We start from the raw sequence: 15,516 nt of genomic DNA, 5'->3' as shown, positions 1-15,516 counted from the left end.
AGCAGGCACGCGGGGGGCGCGGCCGGACCGGGGGGTCGTTCGTGGGCAGGATCGTGGGCGTTGCCCGGATGTCGGCCGTGGCGCTGGTCGTGGGGCTGCTGGTCCCGATCGGCGTCCCGAGCGGTACGGCGGCCGCGGACCCGGTGCTCCCGTCGGGCTTCCAGGACCGGGTCGTCATCGGCGGCCTCGACCAGCCGACCGTCGTCGACTTCGCCGCCGACGGCACCGCGTTCGTCGGCAACCAGGCGGGGGTGATCAGCACCGTCGCCCGGGCGGGCGCGGGCTTCGCCGGCACCCCGGCGCCGTTCGCCGACCTGACGCGCAGCGTCCAGAACTACTGGGACCGCGGCCTGGTGGGCCTCGCCGTCGACCCCGCGCTCGGCACCGGCGCCGGTCGCGACTTCGTGTACGTCGCCTACGCCTACGACCGCGACCCGCGCGACCCCGCCGGTGAGGTGCCGGCCTGGGGCGATCCGGCTGCGCCGTACTACGACGACTGCCCGGCGCCCGCGAGCCTGGAGCCCGGCGGCTCCCCGGGCTGCGCGGCGTCGATCCGGGTCACCCGGCTGGCCGCCGCGAAGGTCGACGGCGCGTGGACGATGACGTCGGAGACCGAGCTGCTGGCCGATGGCTGCCTGCAGTTCCCCAGCCACGGCTCCGGCGCCGTGCACGTCGGCCCCGACCGGATGCTCTACGTGACCGCGGGCGAGGGCGCGAGCTTCGACACCGCCGACCGTGGTCAGTTCGGTGGCAACCCCTGTGGCGACCCGGTGAACGAGGGCGGGTCGCTGCGCGCCCAGGACCTCCGCACCACCGGCGACCCGCTCGGCATCAACGGCAGCCTGCTCCGCATCGATCCGCTGACCGGCGAGCACGCGATCGCGGCGTACGGCTTCCGCAACCCGTGGCGCTTCGCCTTCCGCCCCGACACCGACGAGGTGTGGGTCGGCGACGTCGGCGCCGGCGGGTACGACGAGGTGAACCGGCTCACCGCCGCCACCTCGACGACGGCGCCGCGCAACTTCGGCTGGCCCTGCTTCGAGGGCCCGGCCCGCACGCCCGGCTGGGACGAGCTCGACGTCCCGCTCTGCGAGTCGCTGTACGCCGGCACCGCGCCGGTCGCGCAGCGGGCGGTGGCGCCGTACCTCCCCTACTCGCGCAGCGGCGAGGTCGTCCCGGGCGACGGCTGCCCGACCGGCACCGCCTCCGTCTCGGGCGTGCAGTTCCTCACCGGCTCCGCCTACCCGACCGACCTGCAGGGGGCGCTGGTCTTCGCCGACTTCGCCCGCGGCTGCGTCTGGTCGGTGCCGCTCGGCGCGGACGGCCAGCCCGACCGTTCACGGGCCCGGCTCCTCGTCGGCGACGCGGACTCGCCGGTCGACCTGACGACCGGGCCGGAGGGCGACCTCTACTACGTGGACTACGGGCTGAACGACGACGGCTACCCGGAGGCCGGCGCGGGCGCGATCCACCGCGTCTCGTACGACGCGATCGGCCGGCCGCCGGTGGCTCGGATCAGCGCGGACCCGCCGTACAGCTCGGTGCTCCCGCTCTCCGTCGAGCTCGACGCCTCGGCCTCGAGCGACCCGGACGGCGACCTGCTCGGCTACTCGTGGGACCTCGACGGGGACGGGTCCTTCGGCGACGACTTCGGACCGGTGGTCTACGAGACCTACACCGTCGCGAAGCCGGTCACGGTGTCCGTGCGGGTCACCGACGGCAACGGCGGCAGCGACGTCGCCGAGCTGACCCTGCACCCGGGCAACGACCCGCCGACCTTCACCGCGGTGACCCCCGCGCCCACCCTGACCTGGGCGGTCGGCGACCCGATCCCGTTCTCGGCCGCGGCCACCGACCTCCAGGACGGCACCCTGCCGGCCTCCGCCTTCACCTGGTCGCTGGCCGTCAGCCACTGCCCGTCGGTGTGCCACGTGCACCCGATCGAGACCCGCACCGGCGTCGCGTCGGGGACCTTCACCGCGCCGGACCACGAGTACCCCTCGCGGCTGGTGCTGCGGGTCCGGGCCACCGACGCCGGCGGCTTCGCGACCGAGCGGAGCTTCGAGCTGTCGCCGCAGACCGTCGACCTGCGGTTCGCCACCACCCCGGTGACGGCGCCGGTCAGCGTGCTGGGCGCCGAGGGCCCCTCGCCCCAGGCGCGGCGGGTCATCGTCGGCTCGACCTTCACCGTCGCGGTGCCGCCGACGGTGAACTCCGGTGGCCGGACCTGGCGCTTCGCCGGCTGGTCGGACTCCGGCGCGCGCGTGCACCAGTCGGTCGCGCCGGCCAGCGACACGTCGTACGTCGCCCGCTACGTCGCCGACGCCGTCGCCCCCGCCGCCACCTCCCGGCTCACCGTGCGCGCCGTACCCGCCCGCGCCCGGGCGCGGGTGCGGGTGGACGGCGTGGCCCGGCGCTCCGGCTGGACCGGGCGGTTCGAGGTGGGCGAGCGGGTCCGGATCGTCGCGCCGGCGCGGGTCCGTCGCGCCGGGAAGGTCTGGGTCTTCCGGCGCTGGAACGACGGCGGGAGGCGGGCCCACACCGTCACCGTCCGGCGTGATCAGGTGCTGCGGGCGGTCTACGTCCGGCGGCGGTAGGGGGTGCTGGGGGCCGCGGTGAGTTTTATCGGCTAGCCGATAAAACTCATCCCTGGACGATGAACCTTTGTCGTCCAGGCTCGAGGTTCATCGGCCAGCCGATGAAACTCTCCGACCGCCCGCCTCAGGCGTAGCGGCGGGCCGCGTCGGCGGCGCGGGCGCCGTAGCCGCCGCCGAAGAGGCAGGCGTGGACGAGCAGCGGGAAGAGCTGGTGGAGGGCGACCCGGTCGGCCCAGCCGTCGGCGAGCGGGGTGGCCTCGTCGTAGGCGTCGAGAACCCGCTGCAGGTGCGGGAGGCCGAAGAGGGCCAGCATCGCGAGGTCGACCTCGCGGTGGCCGCCGTACGCCGCGGGGTCGATGACGCTGACCCGGCCGTCGGTGCCCCACAGGACATTGCCGTTCCAGAGATCACCGTGCAGGCGGGCCGGCGGCTCCTCGGGGAGCAGGCCCGGCAGCCGACCGACCACCGCCTCGACGCTCGTGGCCTCGCGGGCGGTGACGGCGCCGCGGTCGCGGGCCAGCTTCAGGTAGGGCAGCACCCGTCGTACGGCGTAGAACTCCGCCCACGAGCCGGCGGTGCGGTTGGGCAGCGGGAGCCGGCCGATGAAGCCGTCCTCGTCGGCGCCGTACGACGGGGCGCCGGCGGCGTGCGTGGCGGCCAGGGCGCGGCCGAAGCCGGCGGCGGCGTCCCCGCTGTTGCGCCCGGGCTCGACCCACCGCAGGATCAGGCACTCGGCGTCGACGGCGAGCACCTCGGGCACGGCGACGCCGTCGCTGTCGGCGAGCCAGCGCAGCCCGCGCGCCTCGGTCTCGAAGAGGCCCGGGGGTGCCTGGGTGAGGGTCTTCATCAGCGCGGTGCTGCCGTCGCTGAGGCGGAGCTTGGTGGCGGTGGCGATGTCCCCGCCGGCGACGGGGGCCGTGGCCACCACCGCCGAGCCGAGGAGACCCTCGGCCCGTCGGGCGACCAGCGGCTGTCGGGTCACGAGGGGCCGAGCTCCTCCCGGAGGCCGCCGACGATCGCGGCGCAGGTCCGCTCCACCATGGTCAGCACCTCCTCGAAGCCGTCGTCCCCACCGTAGTACGGGTCCGGGACCTCGCCGCCGGCATCGACCGGGTCGAAGTCGCGGAACAGGCGAACCCGGTCGCCGGCCCCGCCGATGTCGGCGAGGTTGCTCCGGTCCATGGCGAGGACCAGGTCGTGCTCGTCGAGCCAGGCGGTCGACCAGTGCCGTGCGCGGTGCGTCGACGGGTCGTAGCCGGCAGCCGCGAGGGTGGCCGCGGCCCGGGCGTCCATGGGGTTGCCGACGTGCCAGTCGCCGGTGCCGGAGCTGACCACGGCGACCCGGCCGGCCAGGCCGGCCTCGTCGACGCGCTCGGTGAGGACGACGTCGGCCATCGGCGAGCGGCAGATGTTGCCGAGGCAGACCAGGGCCACCGAGTAGTGCCCCGGCGTCCGGGCCGGCGGGATGGGGGGCCTCATCGCCGCTCGTCGGACCCGATCAGCGCGTCGACGATCCAGGTGACGATCGTGATGACGACGGCGCCGCCCACGGCCGGCCAGAAGCCGGTCACCTCGAAGTCGACGTCGAGCTGGCCTGCGAGCCAGCCGGTCAGCATCAGCACCACGGCGTTGATGACGAGCAGGAACAGCCCGAGCGTGACGATGATGAACGGGATCGACAGGATCTGCAGGACCGGCTTCACGAACGACGTGATCACGCCGAGGATCAGCGCCACGACCAGCAGCGGGACGATCTTCTCGGAGGTCTCGGTGGAGCCGGTGAACCGGATCCCGTCGATGAACCAGGCCGCGACCGCGAGGGCCACGGCGTTGGTGACGAGCCAGGTGAGGAAGCGCACGCGACGATCCTGCCAGGCGGCGCCAGCAGCGTCCGGCGGAATGTGACCTTCGCCCGACCGGGTCAGGTCCGGGGCCGAGCGACCGATGGAGCGGGCTCCCCCCTTCTCCGACCAGGACGGACGCCATGACCCAGCCCTCTTCCCCGACCCGCCAGGCCCGCGGCTGGTGGGCCGACCGCCGGATCCGCACCAAGGTGCTGGCGCCCGCCGTCGTCGCCTCGCTGGTCGCGACGACGGTCGGGCTGCTCGGCCTCAACAGCCTCTCGTCGAGTGCGGAGACGAGCGAGCGGATCTACGCCAACAACCTCGCCGCGGTGAAGCTGCTCGGCGACCTCGACGTCACCCGCAAGAGCATCTCGCTGAGCATCCGCGACCTGCTGCTGGTTCCGAACGGCGAGGAGCGCCAGGCGGTCGAGGAGGAGTACGCCGGCCTGCAGGACACCTTCCGCAGCCAGCTCGACGAGTACGCCGCCACCGACCCGGCGACGGCCGACCTGGCGACGCTGGAGTCCGTGCGCGAGGGTCTCGAGGCCTACCTGGTGGCCATCGAGGAGAAGCTGGTCCCGCTCGCCGAGGCCGGCGACGAGGCCGGCTGGTGGGCCATGAACAGCACCGACCTGGTGCCGCTGGCCAAGGCCGTCGGCGGCGGGCTGGGCGAGCTCAAGGAGAGCGAGCAGGCCCAGGCCGCGGACGCGGCGTCCGACGCGCGGTCGTCGTACGACGCGGCGCGGCAGCTGGCGATCATCCTGCTGGTGGTCGGACTGCTGACCGCCCTCGGCTTCGCGTTCCTGGTCGCCCGCGGGGTGACGACGTCGATCGGCCGGCTGCAGCAGGCGCTGCGCGCGCTGGCCGGCGGCGACCTGACCGTGGACGCCGGGGTGAGCTCGCGTGACGAGGTCGGCCGGATGGCCGCGGACCTCGAGACGGCCCGCGAGAGCCTGCACGCCTCGCTGTCCGCGATGGGTGACAACACCGTGGTCCTCGCCTCGGCGGCGGAGGAGATGTCAGCCGTCTCGGCCCAGCTCGGCGCGTCCGCGAGCGAGTCGTCCACCCAGGCGCAGCTGGTCTCGGCCGCGGCCGAGGAGGTCTCGTCGAACGTGCAGACCGTCGCGGCTGGCAGTGAGCAGATGGGGGCCTCGATCCGGGAGATCGCACAGAACGCGTCCGATGCGGCGCGGGTGGCGACGCAGGCCGTGGTGACTGCGGAGGAGACGACCGCGACGGTGGCCAAGCTGGGTGAGTCGTCGGCGGAGATCGGCAGTGTGGTCAAGGCGATCACCTCGATCGCGGAGCAGACGAACCTGCTGGCGCTGAACGCGACCATCGAGGCCGCGCGTGCCGGTGAGGCCGGCAAGGGCTTCGCGGTGGTGGCGAACGAGGTCAAGGAGCTCGCGGTCGAGACCGCCCGCGCCACCGAGGACATCGCCAAGCGGGTGGAGGCGATCCAGGCCGACACCGGTGGTGCGGTGACGGCGATCGGGGAGATCACGGAGATCATCAGCCGGATCAGCGACTACCAGAACACCATCGCTGCGGCGGTGGAGGAGCAGACCGCGACGACCAACGAGATCTCGCGGAACGTCGCGGAGGCGGCGACGGGTGCGACGGAGATCGCGCGGAACGTGGGCTCGGTGTCCGAGGCCGCCGACCAGACCACGGACGCGGCGGGCAACACGACCGCGGCCGCGGGGGACCTGACCCGGATGGCCACCGAGATGCGCGACTTGGTGGGCCGGTTCCGCCTCTGACCCCGGACCCCCGGAACGCCGAGTCGGCGTGGGTTCAGTGCCGAGTCGGCGCGAGCTCGCGCCGACTCGGCGATTTCGGGTCAGGTCGGGGGCAGGGCGACCGATGGAGGGAGCGACCACGACTTCCCCCGCAACCCCAGGACGCCGAACGAGATGACCACGACCCCCGCCACCGCCCACTCCGCCCGCCGCTGGTGGACCGACCGCGGCATCCGCACCAAGGTGCTGGTCCCGGCCGTGCTGGCCGCCGTCGTCGCCCTCGTCGTCGGCCTCGTCGGGCTCAACAGCCTGTCCTCGAGCGCCGCGACCAGCCAGAGCATCTATGCCAACAACCTGAAGGCGATCAAGGTCCTCGGCCAGATCTCCGTGACCCGCAAGAGCATCTCGCTCAGCATCCGCGACATCCTCCTGGTGGGCAACGGCCCGGACCGTCAGGCGACCCTCGACGAGTACGCCGAGCTGCAGGACACGTTCCGCGCGCAGCTCGACGAGTACGAGGCGACGGGCGTCACCGGCGCCAACGCCCAGCGGCTCGACGCGATCCGCGAGCAGTTCGACCAGTACCTCGCCGCCATCGACGAGAAGGCCACGCCCTTCGTCCGCAGCGGCGACATGGCCGGCTGGCTGACCATGAACAACGCCGATCTCTCCCCGATCGCGGAGGGCATCAGCTCCCTGCTCGGCGAGATCGCCGACGACGAGGACGCCCAGGCCGCGGACGCCGCCGCCGACGCGCAGTCGTCGTACGAGGCCCAGCGCCGGCTCGCGATCATCCTGCTGGCCGTGGGTCTGCTGGCCGCGGTCGGGTTCGCCCTGCTGGTGGCCCGCGGCGTGACCGCCTCCATCAACAAGCTCCAGGTCGCCCTGCGGGCACTGGCCGGTGGCGACCTGACGGTGGACGCCGGGGTGAGCTCGCGTGACGAGGTCGGCCGGATGGCCGCGGACCTCGAGACGGCCCGCGAGAGCCTGCACGTGTCGCTGTCCGCGATGGGTGACAACACCGTCGTGCTGGCCTCGGCCGCCGAGGAGATGTCCGCGGTCTCCGCGCAGCTGGGGGCCTCGGCGAGCGAGTCCTCGAGCCAGGCCACGCTGGTCTCCGCGGCTGCGGAGGAGGTCTCGACCAACGTCCAGACCGTCGCCGCGGGCAGTGAGCAGATGGGGGCTTCGATCCGGGAGATCGCCCAGAACGCCTCGGACGCGGCGCGGGTGGCGACGCAGGCGGTGGTGACTGCGGAGGAGACGACCGCGACGGTGGCGAAGCTGGGTGAGTCGTCGGCGGAGATCGGCAGTGTGGTCAAGGCGATCACCTCGATCGCGGAGCAGACGAACCTGCTGGCGCTGAACGCGACCATCGAGGCCGCGCGTGCCGGTGAGGCCGGCAAGGGCTTCGCGGTGGTGGCGAACGAGGTCAAGGAGCTCGCGGTCGAGACTGCGCGGGCGACCGAGGACATCGCCAAGCGGGTGGAGGCGATCCAGGCCGACACCGGTGGTGCGGTGACGGCGATCGGGGAGATCACGGAGATCATCAGCCGGATCAGCGACTACCAGAACACCATCGCTGCGGCGGTGGAGGAGCAGACCGCGACGACCAACGAGATCTCGCGGAACGTCGCGGAGGCGGCGACGGGTGCGACGGAGATCGCGCGGAACGTGGGCTCGGTGTCCGAGGCCGCCGACCAGACGACCGAGGCGGCGGGCAACACGACCGCGGCCGCGGGGGATCTGACCCGGATGGCCACCGAGATGCGCGACCTGGTGGGTCGTTTCCGCCTCTGACCCCGGGAGACCCCCGAACGCCGAGTCGGCGTGGGTTCAGTGCCGAGTCGGCGCGAGCTCGCGCCGACTCGGCGATTTCGGGGTCAGGAGGGGTCAGTTCGGGGAGAGGCCGAGGGCGTCGATGATGTCGTCCTCGGCGTCGATGAGGTGCTGGCGCAGGAAGGCGTGGGCCGCCGCGGTGTCCCCGTCCTCCAGCAGGAGCAGCAGGGCGGTGTGGTTGTCGGCCTCGTCGTGGGCGTTGCGGCGGATCCGCTCGACCTGGGCCAGCGCGAGCTTCAGCTCGACGACCAGGTTGTCGGCCATCGCGACCAGCCGCGGCGACCCGGTGAGGCCGACCAGCGAGACGTGGAAGGCGAGGTGCCGCTCGTTGAGCTCCTGGTACGACGCGCCGCGTCGTACGGCCGAGGTGTAGGCCTCGAGCGTGCTGCGGACCCGGCCGCGCTGGCTCTCGTCGGCCTCGGCCCAGCGGAGCACGCCGGCGCCCTCGAGGACCCACCGGGCCGCGCAGACGTCGCGGACCGAGTCGACCTCGGGGGTGGCGACGTGGACGCCGCGGTTCGGCTCGCGGGTGGCCAGGCCCTCGGCGACCAGGATGGTCAGCGCCTCCCGCACGGTGGGGCGGGAGACCCCGAGCGAGGCGGCCAGCGCGACCTCGCGCAGCGGCGTGCCCGACTCCAGCTCGCCGTCGAAGACGGCGCGGCGCAGCTCCTGGGCGACCCGGTCCACGGTGGACGAGTGCTCCAGGTGCAGGGTCCCGAAGGAACCGACCGTCTCCGACATGGGGCCATTCTGGGGCACGGACCGCAGGTTGTCCGGACCACTGGTCACGCGAGCCCCGTTCTTCTCGTACACTTCTTGTCAGATTGTCTGACAATTATGACGAGGAGGTTAACGCCGATGGAGCAGCAGCTGGATGCGCCCACGCTGGACTGGGGCCGGCACTACGTGGCGGTCGAGCCCACCCACTTCCGGGTGGAGTACTCGATCAACCCCTTCATGGACACCGCCGTCCAGCCCGACCCGCAGGTCGCGATGCTCCAGTGGCACGCGATGGTCCGCACGCTGGAGGACCTCGGCGCAGAAGTCGACGTCCTCGCCCAGCGGGCCGACGCCCCCGACATGGTCTACGCGATGAACCTCGGCCTCGGCCTGGTCAAGGCCGACGGCACGCCCCACGTCGTGATGTCCCACATGCGCTTCCCCGAGCGGCGGATGGAGGGCCTGTCGGCCCAGCCGTGGTTCGCCGAGCACGGCTACGCGACGTCGTACGTCGGCCGCGACGGGGTCGGTGCCCACCTCGAGGCCGGTGACGCGTTCGCCTTCGGCGACGCCCTGGTCGTCGGCTACGGCCCTCGCACCGAGGAGCTGGCGCTGAAGCACCTCGCGGCCGACCTGGGCGTGCGGGTCCGCGGGCTGCGGATCACCCACCCGGGGATGTACCACCTCGACCTGGCCTTCTGCCCGCTCGACGAGCGGCGCGCGCTGGTCTGCCCCTCCGCCCTCGACGCGCCCTCGGCCGCCGCGCTGCTCGAGCTGGTGCCCGAGCCGCTGGTGCTGACCGAGGAGGAGGCGCTGACGACGTTCTGCGCCAACTCGGTCGTCGTCGGCAGCACCGTCGTGATGCCGGCGTGCCCGCCGCGGGTGCGTCGTCAGCTGGTCGAGTGGGGCTTCGACGTCGTGATCGTCGACGTGTCGGAGTTCCACAAGGGCGGCGGCTCGATCCGCTGCCTGGCCAACGCCGTCGACATCACCATCGGTCGCGACCTGCCGTCGGTCCCCGGCGGCGAGGTCGTGCTGCCGCCGCTGGCCTGACCCGGGTCAGGCCGGCGGGCAGCCGGTGCTGAGCCGGTAGCGGCGCCGCTGCTCGCCCTGGTCGGGCTGGGCCACCACGACGACGGCCCTGCTGTAGTAGCGGGTGCCGTCGTCGCACGTGCGGATCCGGCTCAGCCGGATCACCGCACGGCGGTGCGCCGGCGGCGGGCAGGACGCGCAGGTGCTGTCCCAGCGGCCGCGACCCACGGCGACGGCGTCGCCCCAGTGCTTCCAGCGCCGGACCGTCATCGTGGGCGAGGAGCTGTAGGCGGTGAAGACCAGCGACGGGCGCACCTCGGCCGAGCCGAGGTTGTAGTAGACGACCGGGTCGGCGGCGGGAGCCGCCCCGACCGCGGGCGGGGCGACGAGCAGGATGCTGAGCAGCGCCCCGAGCGCGGCGAGGAGACGGGTCATGGCGCGACGATAGGACGCGGACCGGCTCGGTACGGTCCTTTCCATGTTTCCGGTCGGCGGGTACGGCGTCATGCTGCTCGGCGCCCTGCTGTCCGGGCTGGTCTGCCTCGGTCTCGCGGTCGCGCTGCGCCGCCGCCTGGGCTGGCTCGGGGCCGGCGCGCTCGCCGGCCTGCTCTGGTCGGTCGCGGTGATCGCCTGCCTGACCCTGATCCCCGCCAACGGCGCCCCGGGGATCGTCAGCGCGGAGGGCCGGCTGACCACCTGCTCGTGGGACATCGGCGGCCCGGCCCCCGACGGCTTCTGGATCTTCTCCGGCGGCCAGCGGCTGCTCAACACGGTCGCGTTCGTGCCGTCCGGCGCGCTGCTGGTCGTGGTCGCCGCGCGCTGGCGGGCCACCGCGCTGCTCACCGTGCCGCTCGGCCTGGGGCTGCTGGCGGCGTACTCGGTCGCCATCGAGAAGACCCAGCTGGAGCTGGCCCGGATCGACCGCGCCTGCGACGTCACCGACATCATCGACAACATCACCGGCGCGGTGCTCGGCGTGCTGGTCGGGCTGGTGCTGGCGCTGCTGCTGCGACCCTGGCGGAGACATAACCTGACGGCATGAGCACCCCGCAGCCGCGCGCGACCATCGCCGACATCCCGCCGTACGTCGCGGGGAGGCCGCCGACCGTCCGGCCCGGGATGACGTCGTACAAGCTCTCGTCGAACGAGAACCCCTACCCGCCGCTGCCCGGCGTGGTGGAGGCGGTGCAGGCGGCGGTCGGCCAGATGAACCGCTACCCCGACATGGGCGCCTCGGCGCTCTACGCCGCGCTGGCGGACTCGCTGGACGTGCCGGTGGAGGACCTGTCGGTGGCGACCGGGTCGGTGGGGCTGATCTACCAGCTGGTGCAGGCGTTCTGCGACCCCGGCGACGAGGTCGTCTTCGCGTGGCGCTCCTTCGAGGCCTACCCGATCGCGGTCACGGCCGCCGGCGCCGCGAGCGTGCGGGTGCCGGTGCTCCCCGACGGCCGGCACGACCTCGACGCCATGGCCGCGGCCATCACCGACCGCACCAGGATCGTGCTGGTCTGCACGCCCAACAACCCGACCGGACCGGCGGTGACGCAGGCCGAGCTCGACGCGTTCCTGGCCCGGGTGCCGTCGCACGTCGTGGTCGTCGTCGACGAGGCGTACGTCGAGTTCGTGCGGATGGACGATCCGGTCGACGGGCTGGCGTCGTACCGCTCGCGCGCCAACGTGGTGCTCACCCGCACCTTCTCCAAGGCCTACGGCCTGGCCGGCTTCCGGGTCGGGTACGCCGTCGCGCCCGCGCCGATCGCCGCCGCGCTGCGGGCGGTGTCGCTGCCGTTCGGCGTCTCGACCGTCGCCCAGGTCGCCGCGATCGCCTCCCTGGAGCGGCAGCCCGAGCTGCTGGAGCGGGTCGATGCCCTGGTCGCCGAGCGGACCCGCGTCGTCGACGGGCTGAGGGCGGCCGGCTGGGACGTGCCGGACGCCCAGGGCAACTTCGTCTGGTTCGGGCTGGGGGAGCGGACCGCCGACTTCGCGCAGGCGGCCGACGAGCTCGGGATCGTCGTCCGGCCGTTCGCCGGGGAGGGGGCGCGGGTCTCGATCGGGGAGACCGAGGCCAACGACCGGCTGTTGCAGCTGGCGGCGTCCTTCCCGCGCTGATCCGGGCCTCCCTCACATCGCTGCGGCCAGGACGAAGGCGACCACCAGGAGCAGCGGCACGGTGGCCAGCACCAGCAGCCCCGCCGACCCGGCCGCGGACCCCGCCGCCCACGCGGACCGGACGAGACTGAGGGAGACCAGTCCCAGCCCGGCGAGGACCACGGCAACGGTGTAGCCGATCGGGGCGTACGACCCGAGGCCGCCGCGCTGCGCCCACCAGGTGCGGACGGCCAGCACCACGGCCAGCGCGAGCGGCACCACCGCGCCCGCGCCGACCACGACCGCGGCGGTCCGGCGGGGTCGTGAGCGGGTCGTCGGCACGGTCGGAGACTGCCCCGTGGTCCGGCATCCCTAACGAAGAGCCCTCTTCAAAGCGCCGCGTCTCGTTCACAGGGAGGTCACGGGCCGGTCCCGGACCGTTCCGGCGTCCGCGCGAGCGTGCCTGCGCCGGCCGGTCGGTCGGCACTCGGACACGATCTCGATCGGAGCACGGTGCACTCCCTCCCCTCCCCCCGTTCCCTCGCGACCCGCGGCCTCGCCGCGGCCGCGGTGCTGGCGACGCTGAGCCTCCCGCAGGCAGCCGGCGCCGCGGCCCCCGTCGACGCCGACGACGCGACGGACGCGTCGCGGTTCACCCTCGCGGTGCTGCCGGACACGCAGTTCTACTCCCGCTACGCCGCCGACCAGTTCATCCCTCGCTACGGCAAGGACCCGTTCCAGGTCCAGACCGAGTGGATCGCCGAGCACGCGGACGAGCTCAACATCCCGTTCGTGACCCACGTCGGCGACATCGTCGACCGGGCGGGCAACGCCGGCGAGTGGACCGCCGCCGACCGGGCCATGGACGTCCTCGACGCGGCCGGCGTTCCCTACGGCATCCTCGCGGGCAACCACGACGTCAACAACAGCAGCGACAGCGTCCTCGACACCGACTACACGGTCGCGAACGAGCGCTACTGGCAGAACTTCGGGCCCGGCAAGCGGCCCGCGCCCACCACCCTCGGCGGGTACGACGCCACCGGCTTCAGCCAGTGGCACGTCTTCGAGGCCCAGGGCCAGAAGTTCCTGTCGATGTCGCTGCCGTGGCGCGCGTCCGACGCGACCCTGGCCTGGGCCAAGCAGGTCATCGAGACCCAGAACCTCCCCACCATCCTCACCAGCCACGACCTGATCGGCATCGACGCCGACGCCGTGACGGCCCGGGAGTCGGGCTACGGCAAGCGGGTCTGGGACGGGCTCATCAAGAGCACCGACCAGATCTTCCTGACCTTCAACGGTCACTTCCACGGGTCGACCCACCTGACCCGCAACAACGACGCCGGCCACCCGGTCACCCAGGTGCTCATCGACCACCAGATGGCCTACGAGGGCGGCAACGGCTACCTCGGCCTGATGGAGTTCGACCTGACCAACAACACGATGACCATGCAGACCGCGTCGCCGTGGGTCGTGGGCAAGCCGGCCGAGAAGCTGACGTCGTACGACCAGGCGTTCCTGGAGGCGCCGAACCAGCAGTACCAGGTCAAGCTCGACTTCTCCGCCCGCTTCGCCGGGTTCCAGGACGGTCCGGCCGACCAGCCGTCGCTGACCAAGAAGGCGCGCGACATCATCCTCGACGGGTTCGTCCCGCCCGCGGGTGACTCCCGTGAGCTCGCCGGCAACGAGGACGACTACGTCCGGGTGCCGGGCACGCTCGCCCACTGGCGCTTCGGCGACGCGCAGCCCGGCGTCGTCGCGCCCGGCCAGGTGTTCGAGGACGCCGCGGGCGAGAGCGACCTGCGCCGCGCCACCCTCGCGGAGTCCGGCTCGACCACCGCCGAGGTCGGCGACGTCACCGTCACCGACCAGGTCAACCCCTACTCCTCCGACCCGCGCGCCGTCTGCTTCGACGGCTCGAACCAGACCACCGGCCGGTTCAGCTACCTGCAGTCGGCGGCGGGCACGCCCGTCACGAAGACCAAGTTCCCGAACGGCTACACCATCGAGACGTTCGTGAAGATGGACGCGTCGTGGGACGCGACCGCCAACGGCTGGAGCAAGGCCGTCGTCCGCTCGGGCAACCGCTCGACGATCCCGGGCTTCGCGCGCACGCAGTGGGACTACACCGCGTCGCCGACCGCGCTCGGCATCTCCAACCTGCGCGAGTTCCAGATGACCGAGGTTCCGGGCGACCCCACGCGCGGTGACAAGACGGCGTGGTCCGGCGAGATCATGGTCGACACCTGGCAGCACGTCGCCGTCGTCAACGACGTCGACACCCAGACCACCACGATGTACGTCGACGGCGCGCCCGTCCTCCGCAACGCCACCGCCTCCGGCGGCGCCTCGATGAACAGCGGCATGCCGTGGATCCTCGGCGCCGACTGGGTGGATGACAAGGCCAAGAACGGCTGGCACGGCTGCATCGGCGAGACCCGGATCATCGACCACCCGACGACGCCCGACCAGTGGCTGATCGCCCGCCCGGAGCTCGCCGGCTTCACCGTCGACCGCGAGCCCGCGGCCACCCTGCCCACCGGCACCGCCTCGACCGTCCTCACCGGCACCGGCACGCCCCGGGCCACCGTGACCCTCGGCGGCGACCTCGACGGCTCGGCGACGGTCGACGCCGACGGCCGCTGGTGGATCGCCGCCGACGTCCCGGCGACCGGCCGTCCGCTGACCTGGACCGCGGAGCAGGGCTTCGGCGAGCGCGTCGACGACACCGTGGCCACCGGCACCTTCGCCGTCGCCGCCCCGGCCCTCCCGGCCAGCAGCACGGCGGCGACCCTCGCCACCGACGCGCCGTCGTACGGCGCCCCGCACCGGGTCGTCGTCCGAGTGGCCGGCGCGGCCGCGCCGACCGGCGCCGTCCGGGTCTCGGCCGGTGGCCGGGTGCTCGGCACCGGCACCCTCGCCGGCGGTCGGGCCGTCGTCACGCTGCCCGGCACCGCGCTGGCGCCCGGACGGCACGAGCTGGTCGTCGACTATCCCGGCGACGCCGGCCACGCGCCGTCGTACGACCGGGTGACGGTGAGGGTCGCCCGGGCCGCCGCCGACCTGCGGGTCCGCACGGCCGGGACCGCCCGTCGTCCGCGCCTGGTCGTCCGGCTCGACGCCGACGTCGCGGCCCGGGGCCGGATCGAGGTCCGCTCCGGCAACCGCGTCGTCGCCCGCACCACGGCCACCGACGGTCGCCGGGTCGTCCGGCTGCCGAGGCTGACGCGCGGCCGGCACGTGCTGACCGTCCGGTACGCCGGCTCCGCCACGGTCGCGCCCGCGACCGAGCGGGTCGTCGTGCGGGTCCGCCGCTGAGGATCCTCAGGCGAGGCGGCTGCCGACCAGCAGCAGCGTCATGAGGGCCGGTGGGACGGCGGCGATGCCCAGCAGCACGTCGCCGGCCCGCCGGCCCCACCAGCAGCGGGCGAGACCGAGGAACGGCAACGAGGCCACGGCCGGAGCCGCGACGATCCCGGCGATCACGTAGCCGATCGCGGTCAGCGCGTCGGCCTCCGGGTTCGTCTCGAGCTCGATCCGGGTCCAGGCGTACATCGTCGCCGCGGCGGCGAGGGCGAGCAGGTCGGCGGCCAGCACGGCGACGGTGACGACGAGCCGGGTACGGCGCCGGGAGGTGGCGGACATGCCTCGATGCTCGGC

The 15,516-nt window shown here is 73.4% G+C and carries 14 protein-coding genes; 7 read left to right on the top strand and 7 right to left on the bottom strand.

Annotated features, from left to right (window positions below; all coding sequences use genetic code 11):
* The first annotated feature begins 41 nt into the window (after positions 1 to 41).
* On the top strand, positions 42 to 2,597 hold the full coding sequence (locus BLT76_RS03860; protein WP_139175404.1) for a PQQ-dependent sugar dehydrogenase: 2,556 nt from the start codon (positions 42 to 44) through the stop codon (positions 2,595 to 2,597).
* A gap of 124 nt (positions 2,598 to 2,721) precedes the next feature.
* Here the strand turns inward: BLT76_RS03860 and BLT76_RS03855 are convergent, their stop codons facing one another.
* From BLT76_RS03855 to BLT76_RS03845, 3 genes are read right to left on the bottom strand one after another with little or no spacing between them, the layout of a single operon-like run.
* Complete coding sequence (locus BLT76_RS03855; RefSeq protein ID WP_090850999.1) at positions 2,722 to 3,579, bottom strand: fructosamine kinase family protein; 858 nt, start codon at positions 3,577 to 3,579, stop codon at positions 2,722 to 2,724.
* A complete protein-coding gene (locus BLT76_RS03850) occupies positions 3,576 to 4,076 on the bottom strand; it encodes a low molecular weight protein-tyrosine-phosphatase (RefSeq protein ID WP_090850997.1) in 501 nt (166 codons plus the stop codon). The genes BLT76_RS03855 and BLT76_RS03850 overlap by 4 nt, the downstream gene beginning before the upstream one ends.
* On the bottom strand, positions 4,073 to 4,456 hold the full coding sequence (locus BLT76_RS03845) for a phage holin family protein (RefSeq protein WP_090850995.1): 384 nt from the start codon (positions 4,454 to 4,456) through the stop codon (positions 4,073 to 4,075). The genes BLT76_RS03850 and BLT76_RS03845 overlap by 4 nt, the downstream gene beginning before the upstream one ends.
* 125 nt (positions 4,457 to 4,581) lie before the next feature.
* Here BLT76_RS03845 and BLT76_RS03840 point away from each other — a divergent pair, with 125 nt between their 5' ends.
* Both BLT76_RS03840 and BLT76_RS03835 read left to right on the top strand, forming a co-directional pair.
* On the top strand, positions 4,582 to 6,204 hold the full coding sequence (locus tag BLT76_RS03840; RefSeq protein ID WP_090850993.1) for a methyl-accepting chemotaxis protein: 1,623 nt from the start codon (positions 4,582 to 4,584) through the stop codon (positions 6,202 to 6,204).
* Positions 6,205 to 6,357: 153 nt separating this feature from the next.
* On the top strand, positions 6,358 to 7,980 hold the full coding sequence (locus BLT76_RS03835) for a methyl-accepting chemotaxis protein (protein WP_090850991.1): 1,623 nt from the start codon (positions 6,358 to 6,360) through the stop codon (positions 7,978 to 7,980).
* A gap of 93 nt (positions 7,981 to 8,073) precedes the next feature.
* On the opposite strand, the gene BLT76_RS03830 is transcribed toward BLT76_RS03835, so the two are convergent.
* The gene (locus BLT76_RS03830; RefSeq protein WP_090850989.1) at positions 8,074 to 8,760 is read right to left on the bottom strand and encodes a GntR family transcriptional regulator; all 687 of its coding nucleotides are present in this window, start codon (positions 8,758 to 8,760) and stop codon (positions 8,074 to 8,076) included.
* A gap of 117 nt (positions 8,761 to 8,877) precedes the next feature.
* Between BLT76_RS03830 and BLT76_RS03825 the strand changes: the two genes are divergently transcribed.
* A complete protein-coding gene (locus BLT76_RS03825) occupies positions 8,878 to 9,792 on the top strand; it encodes a dimethylarginine dimethylaminohydrolase family protein (protein ID WP_244509241.1) in 915 nt (304 codons plus the stop codon).
* A 6-nt stretch (positions 9,793 to 9,798) separates the two neighbouring features.
* Here the strand turns inward: BLT76_RS03825 and BLT76_RS03820 are convergent, their stop codons facing one another.
* Complete coding sequence (locus BLT76_RS03820; RefSeq protein ID WP_090850987.1) at positions 9,799 to 10,206, bottom strand: hypothetical protein; 408 nt, start codon at positions 10,204 to 10,206, stop codon at positions 9,799 to 9,801.
* 43 nt (positions 10,207 to 10,249) lie between these two features.
* Between BLT76_RS03820 and BLT76_RS03815 the strand changes: the two genes are divergently transcribed.
* Both BLT76_RS03815 and hisC read left to right on the top strand, forming a co-directional pair.
* Entirely contained in the window at positions 10,250 to 10,813 is a 564-nt protein-coding gene (locus BLT76_RS03815) for a VanZ family protein (protein ID WP_090850985.1), read from the top strand.
* Complete coding sequence (gene hisC / locus BLT76_RS03810) at positions 10,810 to 11,880, top strand: histidinol-phosphate transaminase (RefSeq protein ID WP_090850983.1); 1,071 nt, start codon at positions 10,810 to 10,812, stop codon at positions 11,878 to 11,880. Before BLT76_RS03815 ends, hisC begins: the two co-directional genes overlap by 4 nt.
* A 12-nt stretch (positions 11,881 to 11,892) precedes the next feature.
* On the opposite strand, the gene BLT76_RS03805 is transcribed toward hisC, so the two are convergent.
* The gene (locus BLT76_RS03805; RefSeq protein ID WP_090850981.1) at positions 11,893 to 12,201 is read right to left on the bottom strand and encodes a hypothetical protein; all 309 of its coding nucleotides are present in this window, start codon (positions 12,199 to 12,201) and stop codon (positions 11,893 to 11,895) included.
* Between the two features lie 171 nt (positions 12,202 to 12,372).
* Here BLT76_RS03805 and BLT76_RS03800 point away from each other — a divergent pair, with 171 nt between their 5' ends.
* On the top strand, positions 12,373 to 15,174 hold the full coding sequence (locus BLT76_RS03800) for an Ig-like domain repeat protein (protein ID WP_139175403.1): 2,802 nt from the start codon (positions 12,373 to 12,375) through the stop codon (positions 15,172 to 15,174).
* A gap of 6 nt (positions 15,175 to 15,180) precedes the next feature.
* Here BLT76_RS03800 and BLT76_RS03795 read toward each other — a convergent pair whose 3' ends face one another.
* A complete protein-coding gene (locus BLT76_RS03795; protein ID WP_090850977.1) occupies positions 15,181 to 15,501 on the bottom strand; it encodes a hypothetical protein in 321 nt (106 codons plus the stop codon).
* Between the last annotated feature and the right edge of the window lie 15 nt (positions 15,502 to 15,516).

This window comes from Nocardioides lianchengensis (genome assembly GCF_900101465.1).
GTDB classification, from domain to species: Bacteria; Actinomycetota; Actinomycetes; order Propionibacteriales; family Nocardioidaceae; genus Nocardioides; species Nocardioides lianchengensis.
This window is presented reverse-complemented; position numbering and strand designations above follow the sequence as displayed.

Coding starts and splice junctions, on each gene's coding strand:
- BLT76_RS03825 (WP_244509241.1), top strand. CDS start 8,878: ATGGAGCAGCAGCTGGATGCGCCCACGCTGGACTGGGGCCGGCACTAC.
- BLT76_RS03820 (WP_090850987.1), bottom strand. CDS start 10,206: ATGACCCGTCTCCTCGCCGCGCTCGGGGCGCTGCTCAGCATCCTGCTC.
- BLT76_RS03835 (WP_090850991.1), top strand. CDS start 6,358: ATGACCACGACCCCCGCCACCGCCCACTCCGCCCGCCGCTGGTGGACC.
- hisC (WP_090850983.1), top strand. CDS start 10,810: ATGAGCACCCCGCAGCCGCGCGCGACCATCGCCGACATCCCGCCGTAC.
- BLT76_RS03795 (WP_090850977.1), bottom strand. CDS start 15,501: ATGTCCGCCACCTCCCGGCGCCGTACCCGGCTCGTCGTCACCGTCGCC.
- BLT76_RS03850 (WP_090850997.1), bottom strand. CDS start 4,076: ATGAGGCCCCCCATCCCGCCGGCCCGGACGCCGGGGCACTACTCGGTG.
- BLT76_RS03815 (WP_090850985.1), top strand. CDS start 10,250: ATGTTTCCGGTCGGCGGGTACGGCGTCATGCTGCTCGGCGCCCTGCTG.
- BLT76_RS03830 (WP_090850989.1), bottom strand. CDS start 8,760: ATGTCGGAGACGGTCGGTTCCTTCGGGACCCTGCACCTGGAGCACTCG.
- BLT76_RS03840 (WP_090850993.1), top strand. CDS start 4,582: ATGACCCAGCCCTCTTCCCCGACCCGCCAGGCCCGCGGCTGGTGGGCC.